The organism is uncultured Marivirga sp. (assembly GCF_963974845.1).
GTDB classification, from domain to species: domain Bacteria; phylum Bacteroidota; class Bacteroidia; order Cytophagales; family Cyclobacteriaceae; genus Marivirga; species Marivirga harenae.
This window is the reverse complement of record NZ_CAXBEQ010000002.1, coordinates 671,011-693,741: the sequence shown is the minus strand read 5'-3', so window position 1 is coordinate 693,741 and position 22,731 is coordinate 671,011. Positions and strand designations below refer to the sequence as shown.

Sequence of the window (22,731 nt, the reverse complement as noted above, 5' to 3'; positions counted from 1 at the left end):
AAATGTAATCATTTTCAACTTTTGCACTATCAGCCCAATGACCTATATTAAGTGTTGAACGAATCCGCCTAAGGGCGGAAGCCTACCGTTTTGTTCAGACTTCCGTAACTTAGGTTGTGTATTCATTCATTAAATTCTAAGTTATGAAAAAAAAGTAAACCTCTGATCGAAAAAGCCTCTCAAAATGTGCTGGGCTTCGGCCTACAGTATAAAAGGCTGAGAAGTAGTATTGATATTGCTGGCAAGAGCCAGAGTACACTCACTAATTACGGGAGGTGTTTGGCACATATAGGTCTGCACCTGCAATGTGATCTTCTGGAACTCGATGAAGAGCTAATATTGGATTACCTGCACATGTTGAAGTCTAAAAGGAAGACGCCTTTTGACATCTTTTTCAAGCATACCGTCTACGGGCTCCGCTACCTCTACAGAATATTTGACCGAACAGAAAGCAGGGTCATATTGCCATCCATTGAAAGGCAGAAGGCCTTGCCCGTGGTGTTGAGCCAGCAGGAAGTGCGCTTGCTTTTAAAGACTCCAAAACTGCTCAAGCACAGGTTAATGATGGCATTATTATATGGGTGGGGTTTAAGGAATTATGAGCTGTGCAATCTTAAATTAGTTCACCTAGACTTGGAAAGGGCACAGCCTCATATTCAACAAGGAAAAGGAAGAAAAGACCGCTATGTGCCAGTTTGCGACTTGCTGATCCGAGGCGTTAAAACCTACCTGCAAGCTGAAAAACCAGTGGAATATCTTTTTAATGGACAGGCTGATAAAGAAGGAGGCTTTACAGGAATTTCAACCAGAGGAGTTCAATGGGTCATGCGACAGGCTCGCCAACATTCAGGCATCAAAAAGCAAATTACCGCCCATACTCTTCGTCACAGCTACGCCACTCATTTGCTGGAAATGGGCACCGATATCATCACGCTCAAGGATTTGCTGGGTCATGGACACATTGAGACTACATTGATTTACCTGCATGTGGCAAGAGTAAGCAGGGCTTTGCCTTTTTCCCCTTTGGAAAAACTCTATCCGCAATGATACCGGCCTTTGAAGTGGCGCAGGCCATCAGACAAGAGCTGCACCACCTTCCCAACATTATCCACAACAGCTGGAAAAGGAGGACGCTGTACGCACTGGCAAAATGCAGGACATCTGCATTGGGAGGGCACGTAGACCGTTGTGACAATCCCAAATGCCATACATTGCATATCAGCTATAACAGTTGCCGCAACAGGCACTGCCCAAAATGCCAGGGCCACCTGCAACAAAAATGGGTGCGGGAAAGAGAAAAGGACTTGCGCAACACTTCCTATTTCCATACCGGCTTCACCTTGCCAGACACACTTAATCAAGCCGCCTTGGAACAGCCCAGATTGCTATATGCGCTATTGTTCAAAACAGCTTGGCAAGTGGTAAAGGATTTTGCTGCCATTCCCAAGTTCAAGGGAGCCCAGAACGGCATGATTGCTGTGCTTCATACATGGGGGCAGAACTTAAGCCTACATCCCCATTTGCACTGTATCATTCCTTCCGGAGGATTGACCCGATCGCAAAAATGGAAAGAAGGTAAGGGAAAGGGTAAATACCTTTTCCCGGTAAAGGCGATGAGCAAAGTCTTTAGGGCTAAGATGGTTGCTGCCTTGAGGAGAGAGCAGCTGCTGACAAAGCAGTAAGGCCAACAGTTGTTCATGAAGAACTGGGTGATCTATTGCAAGCAGCCTTTTTACGGTCCGGCACAAGTAGTGGAATATCTGGGCAGATATACTCATAAAGTGGCCATCAGCAATCATAGGTTGACCGATGTGGGCAAAGACGGAGTCAGCTTCTCTGCCAAGGACTACAGGAAAGGAGGCAAAAAGCACATCGTGCCTTTAAAATCGGCAGAATTTAATAGAAGATTTGCCATGCATATATTGCCCAAAGGATTTACTAGTATAAGGCATTTTGGTATTCTTTCAGGCGGATGCAAAAAGGAATACAAAGTCATCGTAGATTCACAAATCGGTAAACTTAAGCTGCTCATCCTCGAGTTTAAAGGCACATGCTTGGGCATCTGACCTACATGTAAAAAAAGAAAGATACAGACGGTGGCCGTCTTTGACAAAAGAGGCCCCCCAAGCCACTGGCACAAAAAATAACATGAATACTAAAAACTCAAACGGCTGTGAACGTGGTGGGAAAACTATGCTCTAAAATCAGTTTTTTCATGTCTGCTAAAATCAAAATGATCTAGTTTGAGATCTGGAAAAATCCGATTTGATTATACTGCCAGCTTAGAAGTGGCCGCTTTTGAGCATTGAAACTCACCCCCAATGCTTCAATTTACCCATAAGGGGCTTGCAGTTCTTGCCAGCCTCTGATTCGCTCAACCTAGCATTCATGTTGGGTCGTACCGACCACACGAATGCTTAGTTGTTTTACCCACGTTTATTATTTCTTTACTATTTTAAACCTTTTCCACTTATTTTGATGATCCTTCAATGCAAGAATGTATATGCTCGGGTTTAGGTTTTTCACATCAATTTTACTACTTGTTCCTGCAGGAATTATCTTGTGAAATAATGTCTTTCCAGAAAAATCTCTTACAAAGACTGATAGTTCTTGATCCGCTTCATTGTTTTGGATATGTAAATAATCTTGTACTGGATTGGGAAATATCTTAATAATTTCGTTGTTAACATTACTATTAGAAGTAATAATTCCGTCAGAAAAGATGTATTGAGAACGTGATAAATCCGTAATTGCATGTAATCTAAATGACACTGGAGCTTGATTTAAAGTTGGTTCTTCAATGATAAACTGATCTGCACTAATATCTACAGAGTCTATTATAATGAAATCTTCAGAATTATCGCTTCTACTAATAACTGTATATTTCGCTATTTCTGAATTATTAGTCCAGGTTAAATTTATTATATTAGGTTGATAGGATATTTCTATCTGTAGATTAGAGGGTGCGTTAATTTTCTCAAAAATGAGAGTGTCAGAATAATTACTTCTCCCTATTTCGCTAAAAGCATGAAGTCTAAATTTATAAGTGCCCTCAGTTAAGAGGCTATTGTTTATTAAAGTTGTTGTTTCATTGCTACCAATAGAATCTAAGGAAATAAAGTTATTTGAAGAGTCTTTCAATAGTTCAATTGTATAACTCTCTTCAAATGAGGATTTATCATCCCAAGAGAATACGATATTGTCCCCCTGTTTTTCATATTTAAGTCCCTCAGGACGATTTAAAATTATTTTCTCCACAATTATTTCCTGTGATCTAGATGAATCTTTTAACGCTTCAAGTTTGAAGGTGTAAATTTTTTCAGATTCTATTCCTTCAGTAATAATGTACTGGTTTATATAACTATCTAATGAATCAAGGATCTCAAAATCACTACCATTACTACTTTGACTCACAATGGTGCTTTCAGCTATCTCGGAATTGTTCATCCAAGAAAGATTAAATGAATTAGGATTAAAAGAAATAGCTGCTTGGAGATTTGAGGGAGATTTAATGAATGGAATTGCTAGCGTGTCAGAAAGATTACTTCTACCGTATTGATTGAATGCATGTATTCTGAAATTGTAGAGTCCTTCATTTAATGAGCTTTTTATTTGGTAATTAGTGGAGTTAGCAGCTATAGAATCAAATGAAATGAAGTTTTTACTGGAATCAATACTTTGTTGAATAACATAACCGTGTTCAAATGAGGATTTATCTTCCCAACTAAATGTTGAATCTTGACTGGAATAGTTAAATTTGATTGGACGGTCTAGTAAAATTACTTCATTTACAATACCTACCGACTCTTCGATATCATTTTTGGCAGTTAATTTATAATTATAAGAGCTCTCTGGTGATACAACAGAATCAATATGAAATGTAGCATTAGCGTTAAGGGTTTTAAATAATTCCAAGTTACTAGAATTAGTAGACTTATATAATTGATAGGAATTTTCAATATTAGAATTATCTATCCACTCAATCTCTACTCTTAAGGGCTCATTTAATACTTTTAGCGTGGGAAATGTTCCTTTAATAAAATAGAAAGATTGCTCTGTAGAAAAGTTGGAGCCAATAAATGCTCCATCAATACTTTGAACTCCCCAATAAATATTTCCTTCACTATTTAATTCTAATTTTCTAGATCGGTCAATTGTGTTACCTGTCTTGAATATTTTCCTAAAACCGCTATTTATACTGGCAGTTGGTGAAATTAAATTCTGACTTAAAGAATTATCACTAACGTATAGGCTGTAATCTAAAGTTTCGTTATTGCTTTGGTTGTCACTTCCAGCATTCCATGAAAATAATGCTGAGGTAACTGAGCGTTCATATTCAAAATTAGTAGGAGGAAGAGGTTTTGTATTATTTGTGTATATGTTATTACCTCTCGAATTTTCATAAATAATGGGTTTCGTAAACCGATTGAGAGATACTAAGTCTTTATCTCCATCATTATTAAGATCAGCAAAAATTGTAAAGTCAAGGTATTGCTGTTCTATCCCTATATTTTCTACCTCAATAAAATCAGAACCTGTATTCTGAAAAAGCTTAGTTACTGCAATTGGATTTGTGGATCCACCACCTCTACCACTTATAAAGATATCTTGGTCTCCATCATTGTCATAATCTACCAATGATATTCCTGCGGGGAAGTTTTCTGTAACATTTGGGAAATTATAATCGGCAGCTAATGTACTATTTATAAATACCCCTTCATTATTTAGGTAGATACTCATCCTATACCCATCATTTCCACCACCTGTAGATATAATATCTAAATCCCCATCATTGTTTATGTCTATCCATTTAGATGTTCCATTGAATACTTTATAGAAATCACCTCCAAGTTTGGAAAATGTTTCGTTACCATTATTAATTAGTACATCAGTCACGTTTTCAGTTGAAAAATCCTCCGCAAAACCAGCAATTAGAAGGTCATAATAACCGTCATTATTAAAATCAGCCCAGTCCATGCTTGCCTGCCCTGTAGGTGTAATTCCGTGATTTGCTAAATTAGTGAAGGTATTATCACCGTTATTCTTATATAAGCGAGTGTAAATTTCTCCTGAAAGATCAGTATCTTCACCCGTAATTAAAAAGTCAAGAAAACCATCGTTATTAAAATCTATACAAGATAAACTTGGATTAGAAACATTGTAATCGTTTGTATAGAAAGCTGTATCAACGGCTGTTTCGCTTATATTTAATATACAGATAAAATTCTCAAATGTATCCCACTCAAAACCGCTGGCAAGAATATCTAACTTATCATCATTATTAAAATCTCCCCAAATCGCTTGAACTCTTACATTTTCAAGTAAAGTATGACTTAATTGAAAGGTTCCATTTATATTTTTATAGATAGATAGATTTTCAATTCCCGAATCTTCATGAGCTACTAATAGGTCAAGGTCGTTATCATTGTCATAATCACCAAGATCTATATAATTTGCATTTGGAATGTTGAAATTTATATCTTCATTAAATTCTTGGGCTTTGAGTATTGTTGAAGTACATATTAGAAAAAATAGAACTAGAAATTTACAATGGGTGATCTTTATCATGGTCAAAGTAGAGTAAGTAATTATTTGATATTCAGTAAATACGAAGTTAGTTTTTAAAACTAATAATTAATCATGTCTTTGAGTCTTATGCTTTATTTTCAAATTCAGTATATAGGAGGAGAAGGTTGACGATAAATAACCTTTTTCTATTATATGCTGAACCATATTGTGGGTAACGCTTAACTAAAATGAGTATGCGCCCAAGTTGCTAGAAGCACCAAAGCTAGCAGCTTGCAATGTCCATTCAAAGTACTCAGTACGCATATTCATTTCAATGTTTGTTAGAGATTGTTTAGTCATGCTATTCTTTTAAAATAGTCATTGTTCCAACTTTGGATTCACTTGAAATCTTAAGTAAATAGAGACCAATACTAAACTTGCGTAGGTCAATTTCTTTTTTTCTGTTAGTTAAAATTTTGTCAGCAAATAGCAAGATTCCGTTTATATCATAAATTGCTAGATCGTAAGCAATAGAAGTTTCATTGGGTTGGATAATTACATAATCTGTTGTGGGATTAGGATATACCGCAAAATTGTCTTGTATAAAATCTTTATCTAGTCCAAGTACTTGCATTACTTCAACCATTAAATCAAAAGGCTCACTGGAATCCGTCCCATCATTGACGGTAATTGGCACATTAATTACTCCAACAAATCCATTGTCAGGAGTAATTACATTATTGGATTGCGTATAGTTGTCACCTTCGCCAATTTCCAAAGAAAAATCAGTTGGGAATTTATTATCTGGATCTTGAACGATAAGGTCATTAATATCAATAGTCAAATTTGTTTCTTCTGGAGTACTATATGTAACATTTGAACCTGTAATCACTGGTGGATCATTCACAGGAGTTACTTCAATAGCTATTTCTGCTATTTCACTATCATCTGTTCCATCGTTAACCAAAACGGGAACAGAAAGCATCCCATTAAAATCTAATTCGGGAGTAATTTCATTGTTTGTAAATGTATAGTTGGCACCTTCTAAAACCGTCAATGTAAAGTCAGAAGGAAACTCATTATCCGGATCATCTATTTCTAAATCCTGTATTTCAATGAGTAAACTCGTTTCTTCGGGAGTGGCTAAGGACGAAGAAGTGCCACTTATAACTGGAGGAAAATTGATGTGAAATAATTCTTCATCCACAAAAGACGATCCTTCGAATGCATTATCAATAGATTGGACACTCCAAAAATAATCTCCAGGGTCTAGTTCATAATTGAAGTTAAATGAATTGCTACTTCCTGAGTTTCCTCTCTTTACAAGCTTTCTTTTCCCATCGCTTAGCGAAGAAGGATTTACTAATGTATCTGATTCGCTACGAACAAAGAGAGCATAAGTTAAAGCATCTTGAGGTGTGCTGTTATCGGATGCTAAATCCCATGATAATACAACTGCATCATTTTCAATTTGAGAAGTTAATCCACTTGGGGGTATAGGTTTGATATTAGCATTGCTTGCCTGAATTTCATTGGAATTTTCATTTACATAAATACCAGAATATATAGTGAAATCATTTCTTTGACCACTGATAAAAATATCTAAATCTCCATCAGAATCATAGTCAGCAAAGGCTGCTGCACTTTGCCCGGCCTCATCAAATGATGATTCAAGGTCAAATCCGCTTCCATTGTTAGAATAGAGTTGTGCAATTTTATCAGTTGCTGAGACAGTATTTCCTGTTATAAAGATATCCAAATCACCGTCATTATCAGAATCTCCCCACAAAACTGTTCCTTCGATTACATTTGGAAGCGAGCCTTCAAAAACTATATCAAATGATGATCCATTATTTTGGTAAATTGCTGTGAACGAAGTATTTGAATTTGTAAAACCAGCTACGAGAAAATCCAGATCTCCATCATTATCGTAATCACCAAAATCCAGTGAGCTCTCGGATAAGCCTTTAAATGAGTCTTCAAATACTAATGAAAATGTTGTTCCTGTGTTTTCATATAGCTCTGAAACCTTAGGTCCAGTACTAGTAAATCCGGATAGCATTACGTCCAGATCTCCATCTCCGTCAAAATCTACCCAAGAAGCAATTCCAAATGAAACACCAGTTAGGCTAGTCTCTACTTCGGTGAATGTTCCATTTTCATTATTATAAATCTTAGTCACTGATCCGCTTTCACCGTCTTGACCCGAGATCAAAAGGTCAAGATCTCCATCTGCATCATAATCCCCCCATTCAACTGATCCTCTATCAATACCATGTAATGAAACAGCTCCATTTAGAATCAATTCTCCTTCGATATTGTCATATAGTCTAGTGAGAAGTCCGTCTGTACCGGAACCAGCTAAAAGCAAATCTAGGTCACCATCATTATCATAATCACCCCAGTCTGAGGCTCCTTCAAATATGTTTGGCAAATCAGTGTTTAGAAGCTCAAAAGTCGAACCAGTGTTTATAAACAACCGTGTTGTAGCAGTGGCATCAATATCGTTTCCGGTTTGAATGAAATCTAGGTTGCCATCGTTGTTAATATCCCCCCAAGAAATACTTCCACTTCGTAATCCGTTTTGAAATGTTTCTTCAAGTGTAAATGATTGGCTAAAAGCGTTTATAGTCACTGTTAAAATCAGGCTTGCAAATAAAAGTCTCCTCATGTTTTGGCTATATGTGTACAAAAAATAATCTCTAACGTTAAGCATATGGCTTGGTGGTGGTTTTCGAAGTGCTTCTCTCCGTAACCACAGCAATGTTACTTAAATGAACTATTTTTTCTTTTATTGATTCCCCCGCCATAAGCTATTTTATCAATACTTACACTTCCAGCAAACAACATGGAAATTAGGTTTTGGATGTATCTGAACTGATATGATAAATATAACAAAAATATTTTAGACTCCCAGAGCTCAAAAAGCTAATGAAAAGTAAGCCCTCAGCATATTTCTTGCTTCTAGAACCTAATACCAAATTCTTTCCAAATGTCCTGTTTTCAATTAAGAATGACCCCTAGCAAGTTTAATTCATGAATTAGAACTCCGCCTTTTTGGTATCCTCTTTGCCAACAAGGGCTAGGTGGCTTTAAAGGTATTAAAGGGAATTCGGGTTCTTGGTGCCAAACAGAGATCCCTTGGAGAGCTTGCAAAAATGCTTTAAAAGTATTCTTCAAAATGCTGTTCTATATACTCTCTTCCATTTCAATAAGTAAGAGAGATATCGTCAAAATATACTTCTCCGCTTGTATCAGATGAGAATACTAAAAAGACTAGTAGACTTTTCGTGCTAGCATCTACCTTATCCAGTTTAATACTGTATTCTGTCCAATCGAAAACTCCAGTAATATCTTCCGTGGATTCTGTGGTTACAAACTGCTCCATATTTCCACTGGCATCATCACCTCTTAATACAACTGCAACTCCTTCACCACTCAAGTTCCCTTTTATTCTTACACTGAGTGTAACGCTCTTACCAGTTGGTAGATCATCATAAATGGCCTGAACCCAATAGGCAAATTCACTTGCATCAGCAGTTTGTGTTGATATACTTATTGATTTGTTTCCAGAAAATGATTAATCTTCTGTCCAAATGAAATTAAAATTGTCTGGATTGCCGGTATTTGACGTCCAACCATCTGGAGAAGTTGAGCCCTTCTCAAGATTACCATTTACAATTAATTGCCCTGACTCAATTTCATCTTCACTACAACCTACCATTGAAAAAATTACAAAGGCCAGACAGGTAAGAAACAAAGGATTCATTTTTTGTGAGTTCATAAGCTCGAATTTAAAGGTGAATTTAGTCATCGAATGTAGGTTGATAGAGACAATGATATGTTAAAGTTGATATTTTTAGCTTTTTATAACACTAAACTATGGGTTTTAACGGTTAATAAAAATCAAACTATTTCATTCTTGACTGCTATGGTTATATTTCTTTGCAGAAAAACAACAAAACACGTGCCAAAGCATACTAATTCACATACTTTCCTGGTTTCCTTATCAATGCTAACGGTATTACTAAGTACCCCTTCTACTTCACGATATCCAAGCTTACAACTTTTGTAGTTCTTCTTTCTTAGTAGAGAGGAGAGCTACATCATCTCCTTTGTAAAGCTGATGCTGTCTCCCTAATCAAGCCCCATGCTCTTTCTAAGTGACCTTTAGTCAATTCAGCATGCCCACCTACCAATCTTAGTGAATACTTCCCATTTAGTTTAGTATGGGTGATAAATATTTTACCAGTGGCATTAACATTTTTCAACAACTGCTCATTGAACTGATTTAATCCCTCCTCGCTCATTTTCCCATTATTAAATCGGAAGCATAAAAGATTAACTGGAACTGGAGCCAACATTTCAAAATTATCCGTTTGTTTAATTTCGCTTTCTAATTCCTGTGCCCATTTAATATGATGGTCAATTATTGACCTTAATTTTTCAGCTCCAAATTCTCTTAAAACAAACCATAACTTCAATGCTCTAAACCTTCGGCCTAGTTGGATGTGCCAATCCCTATAATTATTAACCTCCTCATCCGCATCTGTTTTCAAGTATTCTGGAGTGATACTATAGGTTTGTTTGAGTAAATCAGGTTCTTTTACATAATATAAGCTGCAATCAAAATTAACAAACATCCATTTATGCGGATTAAAAACCATGCTATCTGCTAGTTCAAGCCCTTTACTCATCCATCGATGTTGAGGGCAAATCAATGCTGCACCGGAATAGGCGGCATCTACATGAAACCATATATGATATTTCTTCGCGATTTCCCCAATCTTCTCTAATGGATCCACAGCGGTAGTCCCGGTAGTGCCTAAAGCACCCAATACAAATAATGGTTCGTAGCCAGAATCAATATCATTCTGAATTTTCTCCTCTAGCTTTTCAGGAATCATAGCAAAATGCTCATCCACGGGAATTTTGACTAAATTTTTATAACCAAAACCCGCGATTTTCACATTTTTATCTATGGAGCTATGCGCCTGTTCCGAAGCATAAACTCTATATTTTGGCATTCTGAAAAAGCCTTTTTCATTGATTTGAAAATTACTGGCTTTTTCCCGTGCTGTGATTAATGCATTGAAAGTTCCGGTAGAGGCTGTATCCTGAATAGAACCTGTCCAGTCTTTGGATAAACCCAACAGATCACGCATCCATTCCATCATACGGTCTTCCAGTTCGGTTGCGGCAGGAGAAGTGAGCCATACCATGCCCTGAGTACCCAAAACAGACATAATCATTTCACCCAGGATTGATGGCTTGCTTTTAGAGGCTGGGAAATAAGCAAGAAAATTGGGGCTTTCCCAGTGCGTAATCCCGGGCATGATTTTGTCCTCAAAATCTTTAAAAATTGCTGTAAAGTCTTCAGGATTTTCAGGAAACAGGAGGGGTAGTTTCGCTTTTATATCACCGGGCTTTGAATTTGATAAAACAGGGTAATCCTCTACATTTTGCAGGTAATCTGCCATCCAATCCACCATGGAATGTGCATGCTTTCTAAATTCTTCTATATCCATTAAATACTTGCTTAAACCTTATTTTCAAATATACGGGTAAATTAATTATGCAATAAGTCTCAAGGGTATATAAATAAAAAAGTCTCTCCAATTTTAACATCAGAGAGACTTTTGATAAGAAGTGATAATTTAATATTATTTCTTCTTTTTGTATTTTTGGTTGAACTTCTCCACACGGCCTGCAGTATCCAAGAAAATTTTCTTTCCTGTATAAAAAGGGTGAGAAGCTGAACTAACTTCGATTTTAACTACCGGATATTCTTTCCCATCGTCCATTTTGATGGTTTCTTCAGAGGACATTGTTGACCTCGTTAAGAATTTCACGTCTGCTTGAGTATCCCAGAAAACAACATCTTTGTATTCTGGATGAGTATCTTTTTTCATAACTAGTAAATTAAATTATTGATTTCCAACCAATTCTTTTAAAAGGAATGCAAAAATAAGGGAAGGATTTGTTCTTTCCAAACCTCTTCCTGTTTATCCGTGATATATTTTTGGTTAACTTGCAGGCGCTAATTTGTTCACTATGAGATTCCTATTTGTTTTTTGTTTTTCTTTATCTGTTTTCAATGCTTTCTCTCAAGCCGTCAATGCTCCGTTAAATCGTGACTATTATCACCTAATAGAAAGACTGGAAGTAAGAAACGGAACATTTTCAGAAAGCTTCCATGCTTCCATGAAGCCTTTTAACAGAAAAGAAATTGCCCAATTTTTAGATGGCTTAAATACCAATAATTTAAACCGGAAAGATAAGTTCAACTACAATTATTTGAAAAATGACAGTTGGGAATGGGTCGATAGTGCAGACTATAAAAATGAAAAAGGCCTTCTTGGATATATTTACAAGACAAAACCCGATTTTTTAAATGTGCATGAAAATGAATTTGATTTACATGTCAACCCTGTTCTTGGTCTTTCTTTGGGCCAAGAAAGCCTAAGCGATAATAGACTTTTTACCAACACCAGAGGGCTAGAAGTTAGGGGTTTAATTAATAATAAGTTAGGCTTTTACACTTTTGTAGGTGAAAATCAAGTGGTTTTTCCCACTTATGTTAATGACTACATTAGCGATTTTAGCGCGGTTCCGAACGAGGGTTTTTGGAAACCCTATGGTGATAATAATGAAGGGGTCGATTTTTTCACAGCACGTGGCTATATTTCCTTTCAAGCAACCAAAAACATTAACTTACAATTTGGTCATGACCGCTTTTTTATAGGCAATGGGGAGCGTTCACTTATTTTAAGTGATTTTTCCCCAAGCTATTTATTCTTAAAAGCTGAAACCAACATTTGGAAATTGAATTACACCAATCTCTTCGGACTACAAACAGCAGATGTTGTGCTGCGAGGCAATCAATTATCGGGTACTCAAAACAAGTATCCCCGAAAGTTTATGTCGCTTCATCATTTAAGTTATAACATTACCGACAATATCAATATTGGTATCTTCGAGGCTATCATGTCTGGAGACTCCTCGGTTGCACAAAATCCAATTGATCCCATGTATTTTAATCCTATCATCTTCTATCGTGCCTTAGAACAGCAAGATGGTAGTTCGGGAAATGCCTTAGTTGGTATGGATTTCAGAGCTTTATTCTTGAAGCGATTTAGCCTTTATGGACAGTTAGTATTAGATGAGTTCTTGATCGAAAATTTGAGACAAGGGGGCTGGTGGGCCAATAAATGGGCGGTTCAAACCGGGATGAAGTATTTCAACGCTTTCGAAATCCCTAATTTGGACTTACAAGCTGAATATAATGTAGCTCGCCCTTTTATGTATGCTCATGATTCCAATTTCACAAATTATGCAAACTATAAACAATCTTTAGCCCATCCTTTAGGAGCCAATTTCGAAGAATGGGTAGCAACATTACGCTATCAAATTACCCCAAGAATACATTTCCAGGCCAAAGCAGTTCTGGCAGAATTTGGCACGGACACAACGGAAAACAACCATTTCGGAGGAGATATTTTTAAGGCCAATAATGCTCGATACAGCCATATCAATCCTGATACCGGACGCAGATGGCAGTTTGGGCATACTATAGGACAAGGGGAAAGCAATAATTTAAAGTTTATTAAAATGACATTAAGTGTAATGCCGTATCATAATCTATTTCTTGATTTGAATTACAGTATAAGAAATCAGCAAAGTGAGTTTGGCAATAATAGCAGTGAGAATAGATTTTATGGAATAGATTTACGATGGAATATCCCCAAGCGTGAAAATCTGTTTTAAAGCGTCAAAGCCCGTAAAAACATAAGGTTCTATTTTACTTAATAATTCCAACTTTCCAACCCTTTTGCGTTTTTGGTTGTCTTTGATTTAGAAGGTTTTGGTTGAAATTGAAATCTTTCTGTGGATGGCTGGTTACCGTTCATAGTTTTATGGTTGTAGGCGAAAAGGGTAGCATTGCTGCCCTTTTCTATTTTACAACAATTATACTATTCTTTATGATACCAAACATTGCTTTTTGGTCTATTGGCTCTTTCTTCTTTGCTACTTCTTTTAAAAATCCCTTTATCAAAATATACTTTATAGGAGAAAGAGGGTAGGAAAGGGAAAAAGCTTCTTTGATATAATTTTAAAGGCTCATCTGAATAGTCCAATTGTCCCAAACTAAAATCCGTATTCCCATCAACATGGTAATAATTAAAATATGGGTTTTGACGACTATAAGCATTGTAAATTGAGAAAGTCCAAGTAGCTCTGTTGCCTCTTTTAGTTAATTTATGATAGTTAAAGCCTAAATCTAAACGGTGGAAATCCCGCATTCTGCCGGAATTTCTTTCTCCATAAATTAAGGTCTCTCTTTCAATCTCCGGATTAAATGGGTCCGGAGAATTACGAAGCCCAACCGCCGGAGTAAAAGGAAGACCTGTTTGATAAGTCCAATTAGCAGAAAAATCCCATTTATCATTCATTTTTGTACTCAGGTTTACATTGAATATATGAGGTCTGTCATATTCAAAAACATAAGCATTGCCATTATTAATTTCAGGAAACTGATATTCTGTTTTAGATAAAGTATAAGAAGCAAAACCTGTCCATCTTCCTTTTGACTTTTTTAGCATCGTTTCCCAACCCATGCTTTCACCTTTTCCTCCACTTGTGATTTTGTTTTTCCAATTGGAATCACCTAATACGGCTGCTACTCCTTCTTTGTAAGTAGTCAGCTTATTCAACTCTTTATAGTAAATAGCGCTCTCCATTTGCCAATTACTTTGCTGGAAATTTGCTTTATAGCCTAAAGAATATTGAGTAGATCTGGAAGCTGGTGCCTCTTCATCGGCTGGAATCCAAATCTCATTTGCGCCAATGTCTCCGGTTGTGTAAAGCAAATGTGCGTATTGGTTTGCAGCGGTAAATCGAGCTAATAACCATTGGTTAGAGCTAATGCCAACTGCTAACTGCCCTCGCTGGACAAAATCAAAATCTGAATACCTATCATTTTGATAATAGTTGAATCTTCCTCCAACTTTTAATGAACTATTTTCCCAGAAATCTATGTGTTCGTCAAAATAAAGTGCCCCTTCTAAAACGGGAATTATTTGATTTTCTGTAAGTATATTCTGTGCATTAGTATTGTTGGGTTGATGGGTTTTATAAGAAACTTGTGCGCCAAAATGCGTGGTTAAGGAATTACTATTAAAATATTTCCAGTCTGATTGCAAGCGGTTATCCATCAAAGAAGACTGGAAGCGATTATCAAAAGTCGGTTCTTTATTATCTTCATCTTCAAAATAAAAACTGTTGTTTTTGAGTCGATAACGAACTACTGACAAGCTGTTTTCGCCTACTAATCGTGCATTGGGTTTATATTTCCATTGCAATGCACCCAACCAATTCCCCCAAACAGTTTGTAGCCGACTTTTACCTACTGTATTGGGAATAGTGGAAGCAGATTCAGCCCATAAATTTAAATAGTCATCGCCTTGATAAAAATTAGCTGATAAGGTATGCTTATCATTTAAATTATAAGTGAATTTTCCATTGAAATCATGAAAGCCATAGGCAAAAGTAAAATCATTGCCCTCAGAAAGTGTTGTTCCTAATGCCATCAATCCGTCAATCATTGTTTTTCTTGCACTCAGCATATAAGTTGCTTTTTTATTGAGCGCTGGTCCTTCCACCATTAAGCTTGTTGCCATAGGACCGATACTGAAATTCCCTTTAAATTCTTCAGCATTTCCTTCATATTGAGAAAGACTGATGATAGAAGATAATTTTCCTCCATATCGAGCAGGAAAACCATCTTTGTAAATTTCCATTGAATTAATCATGTCAGGATTGAAAACAGAATAGAAACCTCCTAAATGATTAACATAAATCAGCGGTATATTGTCGATCATGTATAAGTTTTCACCTGGACTTCCGCCACGAACAATCAACTGACTACTTCCTTCATTCTGGGCAGTAATTCCAGGAAATAATTGCACTGCTTTTAAGACATCTGGAGCTGCACCTATAGTGGGAATATTGGTAAAGTCCTTTGATTTAAGCTGGGTCATGGGCTGGAAAACATCTCTAACTCCCATTACTTTGACTTCTTTTAAATTCCCATCCATTTGAAGATCAACGAATATACTCTGGCTGTTTTCATTAACTTCAAGTACTGGGCTTTTGTAGCCTGCATAAGAAATTCTAAGAGAGTCATTAAGCTTTGCATTTAAGGCAAAATAGCCATTATGGTCGGTAATGACTCCTTTTTTTGTTTTGACATTGATAATATGCGCACCAATTAATTTCTCTTTGCCAGTTGCATCCCTCACATATCCTGAAACATTTACTTCTTGAGAGAAAGCATGCTCAAAACTGAATAACACAAATAAACTCAAGCAAAAGGTCGTAATCCTAATCATTGGTTGAAATAATTTTCGGTTCCGGAAGGATAGATAGTGTCTGTTTTTATATAAGAATAGCCTGCATTAATCCCATAAGCCCCATCAATATTATCAAAATTGGAAATAGCGGTTTGGTTTCCTGAACCTATAATGGGGTATCGACTATTTTCATATTGATAATTTTGCTTCATGAATTCATAATATGCTTCATTAAGTGTCCATAATTCAACCACTAAGGGGTAATTTTCTCCAACCCATACACCGTTTACATTAGTTTCACCAGCCTGATAATTCATAAAAACCTCTTGACTATTTCCGGTCATTAATTCATTAGTGAATAACGGAAACGGAACTCCTTCATTCAATAAAATGGGGTCTTCAATTTTGAAGATTTCAAATCTATTGTCGTCAATCTCTTCAATTTCAAAGTCATATTTTTTTTCCAAAAGTCGAATATTAACATAAAAATAGTTCTTTGCGGCATTATTAGGAACTTCTATCTTAATAGCTGGGTGAGTCACTCCTTCATCATCCACACCCGCCACATCAATATGTTCTATACTTAAAATGGGTTGAGGTGGGGGTATCATTTGATTGAAACTTGTTTTGAGTACTCCTGAAGCATCAAATAACTCAAAGTTATACTCTTTAGCTGTTTCAATCTGTTGATTTAATTTATAGGTGGCTGAGTTTTCATCATAACTCAACTCAAAAGTTTCATTTTCAACCATCAGTTGAATCAATGCATCTTCAACTGGCGGATTTCCCTCACCATTTACGGAAGTGGTTTTGGTTATTTCTACTTCTATGCTGTCCCCTGCAATCATGATATTATTAATGACCCAGTGATCATTAAATTCCGCGAAATCATCTTCCAATAATTTGGTGCAGCTTGAAATTCCAATTATTAAAATCAGAAAGACACTTAATAATATATTTCTCATAATTTAAAACTTTATACTTAAGCCATATCTAAAATTAGCGGGAGATCTGTAATTATATTCCACATAAACACCCCAGTGTTTATAAAGATGGTAAGCTAAGCCAGCTCCAATGTCATACTCAAAAAAGTTTTCTCTTTGGCGTAATGCATCATTAGGAACCGGAGAATATCTACCGCCTAACTTTGCATTGATATATAAATCTAACCGAAAACGATGTCCCTCAGAGAGCAAAATTTGTAAAGGGTGGATATTGGTTTGAAAACCATAATGAAATGCTCTATTTTCTAGGCCTGCGGTATATGGTTCATTATTGAAAGGGTTGATTCTTGTGACAAGGTAATAATCTGAGTGGGTAGATAAATAAGAGCCTACTTCAAGAAATTTAGTAATTCCTCTATTATATTCTATTTGAAAATAATGTATTTTTTGAAATCCTACATAGTTAAAATAACTATGTGAAGCTTTAATATTAGTTCTTCCTTCCAATCCATTTTGAGCCAAGGAATTGTTAACGCAAAGGGCAAGAAAGGCAATAACTATTAAGGTTGAATAGAGCTTTTGGTTCATTATATAAAATAAACCTCAAAGCTATATGATTTATTGTAGGAAATTGTAGGAAATAGAAAAAAATCATATCGAAAATGGTCTTCCGACATGATTTTATATTTTTACCATTCCAGTGGAACTTCCATCAGCAACATTTCTGCATCTGCATTGGCTTTAATCGTTACTTCTTCCAAATTTATTAAGCCAATGCCGTCTCTCTTTTTTAGCTTTTCGTCCTCGATTTCTACTTCACCTTCTAATAAGAATAGAAAAAGGCCATTACCTTTTTTCTTCATCTCATATTTCTTCTCAAAGCCTTCCTCAAAATCAGCTAAATGAAACCAAGCGTCTTGCTGAATCCAAGTGTCTACCTCCTCTACATTAGGCGAAACAACCATTTGAAAATTATTTTTTCTTTCTTCCATCGGATAGCTTACTTGACCATATCTTGGCTCTACATTTTTCTTATTAGGAAACACCCAGATTTGTAAAAATTCAGTACCAATATCATTGTTAGGATTAAATTCTGAATGCGTCACTCCTGTTCCTGCTGACATCACCTGTACATCTCCCTGCTTAATAGTCGATTGGGTTCCCATACTGTCCTCATGCGCCAAATCTCCGTTTAAAGGAATAGAGATTATTTCCATATTATCATGTGGATGTTTTGGAAAACCTGTTCCACTCGTGATCTTATCATCGTTTAAAACTCTCAATGCGCCAAAATGAATTCGATCAGGATTGTAGTAAGATGCAAAACTAAAAGTATGATGAGTATCTAACCAGCCATGATTAGCATGGCCTCTTGATTCTGCTTTATATATTATTTTTTCCATAATTTTAAATTGTATGTATATACATGTAATTACGGGCTACACAAAAACTTGTGTCATTATTGATGAAAATAATTTTTTATTTATCATGAATTTTAGATTGGCAAATGCACTTATAATATAATCTTACTTTTCATGATTTTGAAACTATACCAATTATTTAAAAGAAGTCGTAATGAGCACCTTTGTGAAAGAAAATAAAATCACAATTACAATATATCGGAACTAACATCCTCAATATAAAAATGAAAGATCTCTTCAAGACTAAAAACAAGTGATCAATGGGTACTTTAGTAAATCGGCCAGTAAAAAGAGGGCTTCGAGAGCTTTAAATTTTTTGCATCGATACCAGTATAATTAACATCCAACATTAATAAAAAGAGACCAAATATCACTTTTTCAAAATCCACTTGCCAAAACAATATTATTTATTAAAATTATTTTATAAATTAATGACTTAGAAAAAAACCATAAACAATGAATATGTACTTAAAATCAATTGTAATTGTAGCCTTATTGGCTGTTGTAGCATGTAGCCCCGAAAAGAAAGATAAAGAAGAAAGTAATTCTGAAGCTTTTGAAAAAGCTCAAGAAGAAGTAAAAGAGAAAATCTCTGGTGTAGTAAAGGAAATGCCTGCACCTTCGGAGATTCCATTTTTATTAATGGAGACAGGAGCAAGCCTTGATGAGAGTCTGATCCATAATGTCAAAAATGTAAGTAACTATAGCAGTAACAATAATGAGGCTGCTGTAAACTTAGGCGTTTACTCCACTGATATAGCCTATTTGAGTGCATATGAAAAATCACAAAAAGCACTAAACTATATCACTGAAATTAGACCTTTAGCAGATCAATTATCCTTATCGGGTTCATTCGATCCTAAAACGGTAGAAAGATTTGAAAGCAATTTATCCAATACAGACTCATTGGCCATGATAGTAAATGAGGCCATTAATAATGCTGATGATCACTTAAGAAAAACAGATCGACCAAAAGTTGCTGCACTATTGCTAGCCGGCTCTTTTATTGAAGGTTTATACATTGCTACGGCATTAGTTGAAAATTATCCTAAAGATTTACCTGACAATGCACGAAAATTAATTTTAATCCCATTAGTTGATGTCATCATTAAGCAGGAAGAACCACTAATTGATTTGATCGAGCTATTGGAAAGTGTTGAGCAGGACGAATATATTAAAACACTTGTTGCTGATCTAAAAGTATTGAAAGAAGAATACAAAAAACTAAATGTACAGCAATTGATGGATGAGGGGAAAGGTTCTGAATTGTTGGAAGATGAAACTTTAGACAACATAACAAATCAAATGGGTAAAATCAGAGATGATGTAACCGGATGAAATTAAAATAGACATAAATACTAAAGAGGGTACGAGAGCATGTTGAATTGCAGTCTCTGCCCTTTTTTTCTGCAAAAAAACCAAGTCAATCCCCACTGTATTTCAAACTAAGCCATGAGTGAAAATTTATTAAGAGCCTTATTGGAATTATTCGCAATAGTTGCAAAAAAAGGTACTGTAACAGAAGATGAACGGAATAACGTAAGAAGTTTCTTATCAGAAAATCTATCTGAAGAATCCGCAGAACGTCATCTGAAAATGTTTGATGAATTTACTGAGGCTTCATTCAGTGACAGTAACGAAAAAATTGATAAAATATGCCATAAAATAAATGAGGAATTCACTTATCCTCAAAAAATCATTCTCGCTTTGCAACTCATAGAACTTATTTTAGCAGATGGGGAAATAGCCGAAGAAGAGACTCAGATTTTAGACCGGGTAGCCGAAAAAACTAAACTCCCACTTGAAATCATTGCCTATATTCAATCTTTTGCGCTGGCAAAAAACATCGAGGATTTTGAATCCGACAAATTCCTAATTGTTGCAGAAGATGATGCTAAAGTGCCGGAATCGACTTATTATATACAGGAAAATCACTTAGATGGCTTCCTATCAGTTTTAAAATTATCTGGTACAGAAATGTATTTTGTGAAGTACATTGGCAATGCTCAATTGAACATGAACGGCATTCCGCTTAGAAAAAATACCATCACCCTGTTTCCTTCAGGAAGCACTATTAAGGGTGAAAAATCTCAAACCGTGTTTTATAGCGATGTTGCAAGTCATTATAAAACTGACGATAACACTCCCAATATTTCTTTCTTAGCTGAAGATATCAGCTTTACTTTTCCAAATGGCCATATTGGCTTAAATAAGGTAAATATCGCTGAAGAAACGGGAAGATTAGTAGGCCTAATGGGTGCCTCAGGTTCAGGAAAATCCACTTTGCTCAATGTTTTAAATGGAAACGAAAGGCCTTCCAAAGGAAAAGTAGAAATCAATGGCATAAATATTCATGATAACCCTATTGCAATCAAGGGAACCATTGGTTATGTTCCCCAAGATGATTTACTGATTGAGGAACTAACTGTTTATGCAAATCTTTTTTATGCGGCTAAGCTATGTTTTGATGACAAAACATCCGGAGAAATAGAAGACTTGGTTTCGAGAACTTTAGCTTCCTTAGGATTATCAGAAACAAAACATCTAAAAGTGGGCTCTCCACTTGACAAAACCATAAGTGGCGGACAAAGAAAAAGATTAAATATTGGTTTGGAACTTCTAAGAGAGCCATCAGTACTTTTTGTAGATGAACCTACTTCAGGCCTCTCTTCAAGAGATTCAGAAAACATTATGGACCTTCTCAAAGAGTTGAGCTTAAAGGGAAAAATGGTTTTTGTGGTTATACATCAACCATCATCGGATATATTTAGGATGTTTGATAAATTAGTGATTCTGGATGTCGGGGGCTTCCAAATTTATTATGGAAATCCAGTGGAAGCGGTACTGTATTTCAAAAATCAAATTGATACGATAGATAAAGATCAAGCCGCTTGCATTGAGTGTGGAAATGTAAATCCCGAGCAAATCTTCAATATAATTGAAACCAAAGTGGTGAATGAATATGGAAAAGCCACGGATGAAAGAAAAATAAGCCCTAAAAAATGGTTTAGCTTATTTGAAAAGCAATTATTAATTCCCAAAATGAAGGATCCTGATCCTTTACCCAAACCTGAATTACAAATTCCTAGTTGGCTTAAACAAATAAGTCTTTTTTTTAAAAGAGACTTTAAGTCAAAGCTTGCCAACCGTCAGTACCTACTAATCAATTTATTGGAAGCTCCCATTCTAGCTATATTGCTTGCATATATTATTCGCTTCTACCCAGAAAATGAAAAGAATCAGTATCTTTTTGTCGACAATCTTAATATTCCAGCCTTCTTCTTCATGAGTATTATTGTTGCACTTTTTATGGGGCTTACTGTGAGTGCCGAGGAAATCATTAAAGACAGGAAAATATTGAAAAGAGAGTCCTTTCTGCATTTGAGCAGGAGCAGTTATCTCTTTTCTAAAATTGGAATTCTATTTTTATTTTCAGCCGTTCAAACTTTTACTTATGTCATAATAGGCGATTTAATTCTTGAGATTGACGGCATGAGCCTTACGTATTGGGCGATCTTATTTTCAACAGCCTGCTTTGCTAATATGCTAGGGCTAAATATTTCTTCAGCTTTTAATTCCGCCATCACCATTTATATTCTAATTCCCATTTTATTAATTCCTCAATTGATTTTAAGTGGGGTTGTAGTAAAATTTGACAACCTGAACCCACAAATTACAACTCCTGATAAAGTTCCATTGGTTGGTGAATTAATGGCTTCCAGATGGGCTTTTGAAGCCTCCATGGTTGCTCAATTCAAATCCAATGAGTATGCAGCGCCATTTTTTGAGCTTGACCAACAAATGGCTCAATCGGAATATAAAACAGTATATTACATCCCAAGATTAAAATCTAAACTAAACTTCCTGAGTCAGAATTTAGATGATAACAACTCACAAGAATTTAGTGAAGCAATTGAAATCTTAAAAAGGGAAATCGGTTTGGAACTGGAAATTGTAGGAAAGGACAAGTTTGATGCCTATCATAAATTGTCAGTGGACAAATTTGACAAATGGACAGCTGAAAAAACTCAGGGCTTTTTAAATACCTTAAGTAGGTTTTATAATAATTTCTTCAATGAGGCCAATGCTAAAAAAGAAAAAGCAATCTATATGCTCACTTCCAATCCCGAACGAAAAGCTCGTTTCGAATACCTTCGAGATAATTACTACAATAAGACGGTTGCCAACTTAGTTAAAAATACTAATGACCCTGATAGGATAATTGAATATGATGGTAAATTAATTCAAAAAATCTATCCGGTTTACATGGAACCTCAGCCAGATCATGCTTTGGATTTCAGAACGCAATTCTACGCTGGCGAAAAATATTTTGCAGGATATATTTTTAATACGCTGCAATTTAATTTGGCAATTATATGGCTGATGAGCATTATACTTTACTTAACACTTTATTATGATGTCCTAAGAAAAATAGTCACTTTTAAGAAGCTCTTTTAAACAAATACTTTGATTATAGATTGAAACTGTAAGAATTTTTCAAATATC

14 protein-coding genes and 1 pseudogene are annotated in these 22,731 nt (G+C 35.7%); 5 read left to right on the top strand and 10 right to left on the bottom strand.

Annotated elements, in window-relative coordinates:
- Positions 1-354: 354 nt before the first annotated feature.
- Together AAC601_RS07465 and AAC601_RS07460 are read left to right on the top strand one after the other, a co-directional pair.
- Positions 355-1,047, top strand: a complete 693-nt coding sequence (locus AAC601_RS07465) for a tyrosine-type recombinase/integrase (protein WP_340152952.1) — start codon at positions 355-357, stop codon at positions 1,045-1,047.
- Positions 1,044-2,066, top strand: a pseudogene (locus AAC601_RS07460) (transposase). Before AAC601_RS07465 ends, AAC601_RS07460 begins: the two are co-directional and overlap by 4 nt.
- A 373-nt stretch (positions 2,067-2,439) precedes the next feature.
- Here AAC601_RS07460 and AAC601_RS07455 read toward each other — a convergent pair.
- The 6 genes from AAC601_RS07455 to AAC601_RS07430 all read right to left on the bottom strand — a co-directional run bounded on the left by AAC601_RS07455 (position 2,440) and on the right by AAC601_RS07430 (position 11,420).
- Positions 2,440-5,568: an FG-GAP-like repeat-containing protein gene (locus AAC601_RS07455; RefSeq protein ID WP_303271347.1), complete on the bottom strand. Its 3,129-nt coding sequence runs from the start codon at positions 5,566-5,568 to the stop codon at positions 2,440-2,442.
- A gap of 301 nt (positions 5,569-5,869) precedes the next feature.
- A complete protein-coding gene (locus AAC601_RS07450) occupies positions 5,870-8,179 on the bottom strand; it encodes an FG-GAP-like repeat-containing protein (RefSeq protein WP_303271346.1) in 2,310 nt (769 codons plus the stop codon).
- A 537-nt stretch (positions 8,180-8,716) separates the two neighbouring features.
- Positions 8,717-8,950: a hypothetical protein gene (locus AAC601_RS07445; protein WP_340152921.1), complete on the bottom strand. Its 234-nt coding sequence runs from the start codon at positions 8,948-8,950 to the stop codon at positions 8,717-8,719.
- A 138-nt stretch (positions 8,951-9,088) separates the two neighbouring features.
- The gene (locus tag AAC601_RS07440) at positions 9,089-9,292 is read right to left on the bottom strand and encodes a hypothetical protein (protein ID WP_340152920.1); all 204 of its coding nucleotides are present in this window, start codon (positions 9,290-9,292) and stop codon (positions 9,089-9,091) included.
- A 322-nt stretch (positions 9,293-9,614) separates the two neighbouring features.
- A complete protein-coding gene (locus AAC601_RS07435; protein WP_303271344.1) occupies positions 9,615-11,036 on the bottom strand; it encodes a pyridoxal-dependent decarboxylase in 1,422 nt (473 codons plus the stop codon).
- A gap of 135 nt (positions 11,037-11,171) precedes the next feature.
- Positions 11,172-11,420, bottom strand: coding sequence for a type B 50S ribosomal protein L31 (locus AAC601_RS07430; RefSeq protein ID WP_303271343.1), 249 nt, complete (start codon positions 11,418-11,420; stop codon positions 11,172-11,174).
- Positions 11,421-11,562: 142 nt separating this feature from the next.
- On the opposite strand from AAC601_RS07430, the gene AAC601_RS07425 reads away from it, so the two are divergent.
- Positions 11,563-13,275 carry a capsule assembly Wzi family protein gene (locus tag AAC601_RS07425; protein ID WP_303271342.1) on the top strand — a complete coding sequence of 571 codons (1,713 nt, stop codon included), beginning with the start codon at positions 11,563-11,565 and terminating at the stop codon, positions 13,273-13,275.
- Positions 13,276-13,481: 206 nt separating this feature from the next.
- Here AAC601_RS07425 and AAC601_RS07420 read toward each other — a convergent pair whose 3' ends face one another.
- The 4 genes from AAC601_RS07420 to AAC601_RS07405 all read right to left on the bottom strand — a co-directional run bounded on the left by AAC601_RS07420 (position 13,482) and on the right by AAC601_RS07405 (position 18,207).
- Positions 13,482-15,899 carry a carboxypeptidase-like regulatory domain-containing protein gene (locus tag AAC601_RS07420; protein ID WP_303271341.1) on the bottom strand — a complete coding sequence of 806 codons (2,418 nt, stop codon included), beginning with the start codon at positions 15,897-15,899 and terminating at the stop codon, positions 13,482-13,484.
- Positions 15,896-16,825 carry a DUF4249 family protein gene (locus tag AAC601_RS07415; RefSeq protein WP_303271340.1) on the bottom strand — a complete coding sequence of 310 codons (930 nt, stop codon included), beginning with the start codon at positions 16,823-16,825 and terminating at the stop codon, positions 15,896-15,898. The genes AAC601_RS07420 and AAC601_RS07415 overlap by 4 nt, the downstream gene beginning before the upstream one ends.
- A 3-nt stretch (positions 16,826-16,828) precedes the next feature.
- Positions 16,829-17,392 (bottom strand): hypothetical protein, encoded by a 564-nt coding sequence (locus AAC601_RS07410; protein WP_303271339.1) that lies wholly within the window; start codon positions 17,390-17,392, stop codon positions 16,829-16,831.
- 101 nt (positions 17,393-17,493) lie between these two features.
- Positions 17,494-18,207, bottom strand: a complete 714-nt coding sequence (locus AAC601_RS07405) for a pirin family protein (protein WP_303271338.1) — start codon at positions 18,205-18,207, stop codon at positions 17,494-17,496.
- Between the two features lie 480 nt (positions 18,208-18,687).
- Here AAC601_RS07405 and AAC601_RS07400 point away from each other — a divergent pair, with 480 nt between their 5' ends.
- Positions 18,688-19,563: a hypothetical protein gene (locus AAC601_RS07400; protein WP_340152919.1), complete on the top strand. Its 876-nt coding sequence runs from the start codon at positions 18,688-18,690 to the stop codon at positions 19,561-19,563.
- 114 nt (positions 19,564-19,677) lie between these two features.
- Positions 19,678-22,683, top strand: a complete 3,006-nt coding sequence (locus tag AAC601_RS07395) for an ATP-binding cassette domain-containing protein (RefSeq protein ID WP_340152918.1) — start codon at positions 19,678-19,680, stop codon at positions 22,681-22,683.
- Positions 22,684-22,731 lie beyond the last annotated feature (48 nt).

Excerpts from the sequence above, each read along its gene's own strand:
- AAC601_RS07440 (WP_340152920.1), bottom strand. The coding sequence starts at position 9,292 with ATGAACTCACAAAAAATGAATCCTTTGTTTCTTACCTGTCTGGCCTTT.
- AAC601_RS07410 (WP_303271339.1), bottom strand. The coding sequence starts at position 17,392 with ATGAACCAAAAGCTCTATTCAACCTTAATAGTTATTGCCTTTCTTGCC.
- AAC601_RS07435 (WP_303271344.1), bottom strand. The coding sequence starts at position 11,036 with ATGGATATAGAAGAATTTAGAAAGCATGCACATTCCATGGTGGATTGG.
- AAC601_RS07420 (WP_303271341.1), bottom strand. The coding sequence starts at position 15,899 with ATGATTAGGATTACGACCTTTTGCTTGAGTTTATTTGTGTTATTCAGT.
- AAC601_RS07405 (WP_303271338.1), bottom strand. The coding sequence starts at position 18,207 with ATGGAAAAAATAATATATAAAGCAGAATCAAGAGGCCATGCTAATCAT.
- AAC601_RS07455 (WP_303271347.1), bottom strand. The coding sequence starts at position 5,568 with ATGATAAAGATCACCCATTGTAAATTTCTAGTTCTATTTTTTCTAATA.
- AAC601_RS07415 (WP_303271340.1), bottom strand. The coding sequence starts at position 16,825 with ATGAGAAATATATTATTAAGTGTCTTTCTGATTTTAATAATTGGAATT.
- AAC601_RS07425 (WP_303271342.1), top strand. The coding sequence starts at position 11,563 with ATGAGATTCCTATTTGTTTTTTGTTTTTCTTTATCTGTTTTCAATGCT.
- AAC601_RS07450 (WP_303271346.1), bottom strand. The coding sequence starts at position 8,179 with ATGAGGAGACTTTTATTTGCAAGCCTGATTTTAACAGTGACTATAAAC.
- AAC601_RS07400 (WP_340152919.1), top strand. The coding sequence starts at position 18,688 with ATGTACTTAAAATCAATTGTAATTGTAGCCTTATTGGCTGTTGTAGCA.
- AAC601_RS07465 (WP_340152952.1), top strand. The coding sequence starts at position 355 with ATGTTGAAGTCTAAAAGGAAGACGCCTTTTGACATCTTTTTCAAGCAT.
- AAC601_RS07430 (WP_303271343.1), bottom strand. The coding sequence starts at position 11,420 with ATGAAAAAAGATACTCATCCAGAATACAAAGATGTTGTTTTCTGGGAT.
- AAC601_RS07395 (WP_340152918.1), top strand. The coding sequence starts at position 19,678 with ATGAGTGAAAATTTATTAAGAGCCTTATTGGAATTATTCGCAATAGTT.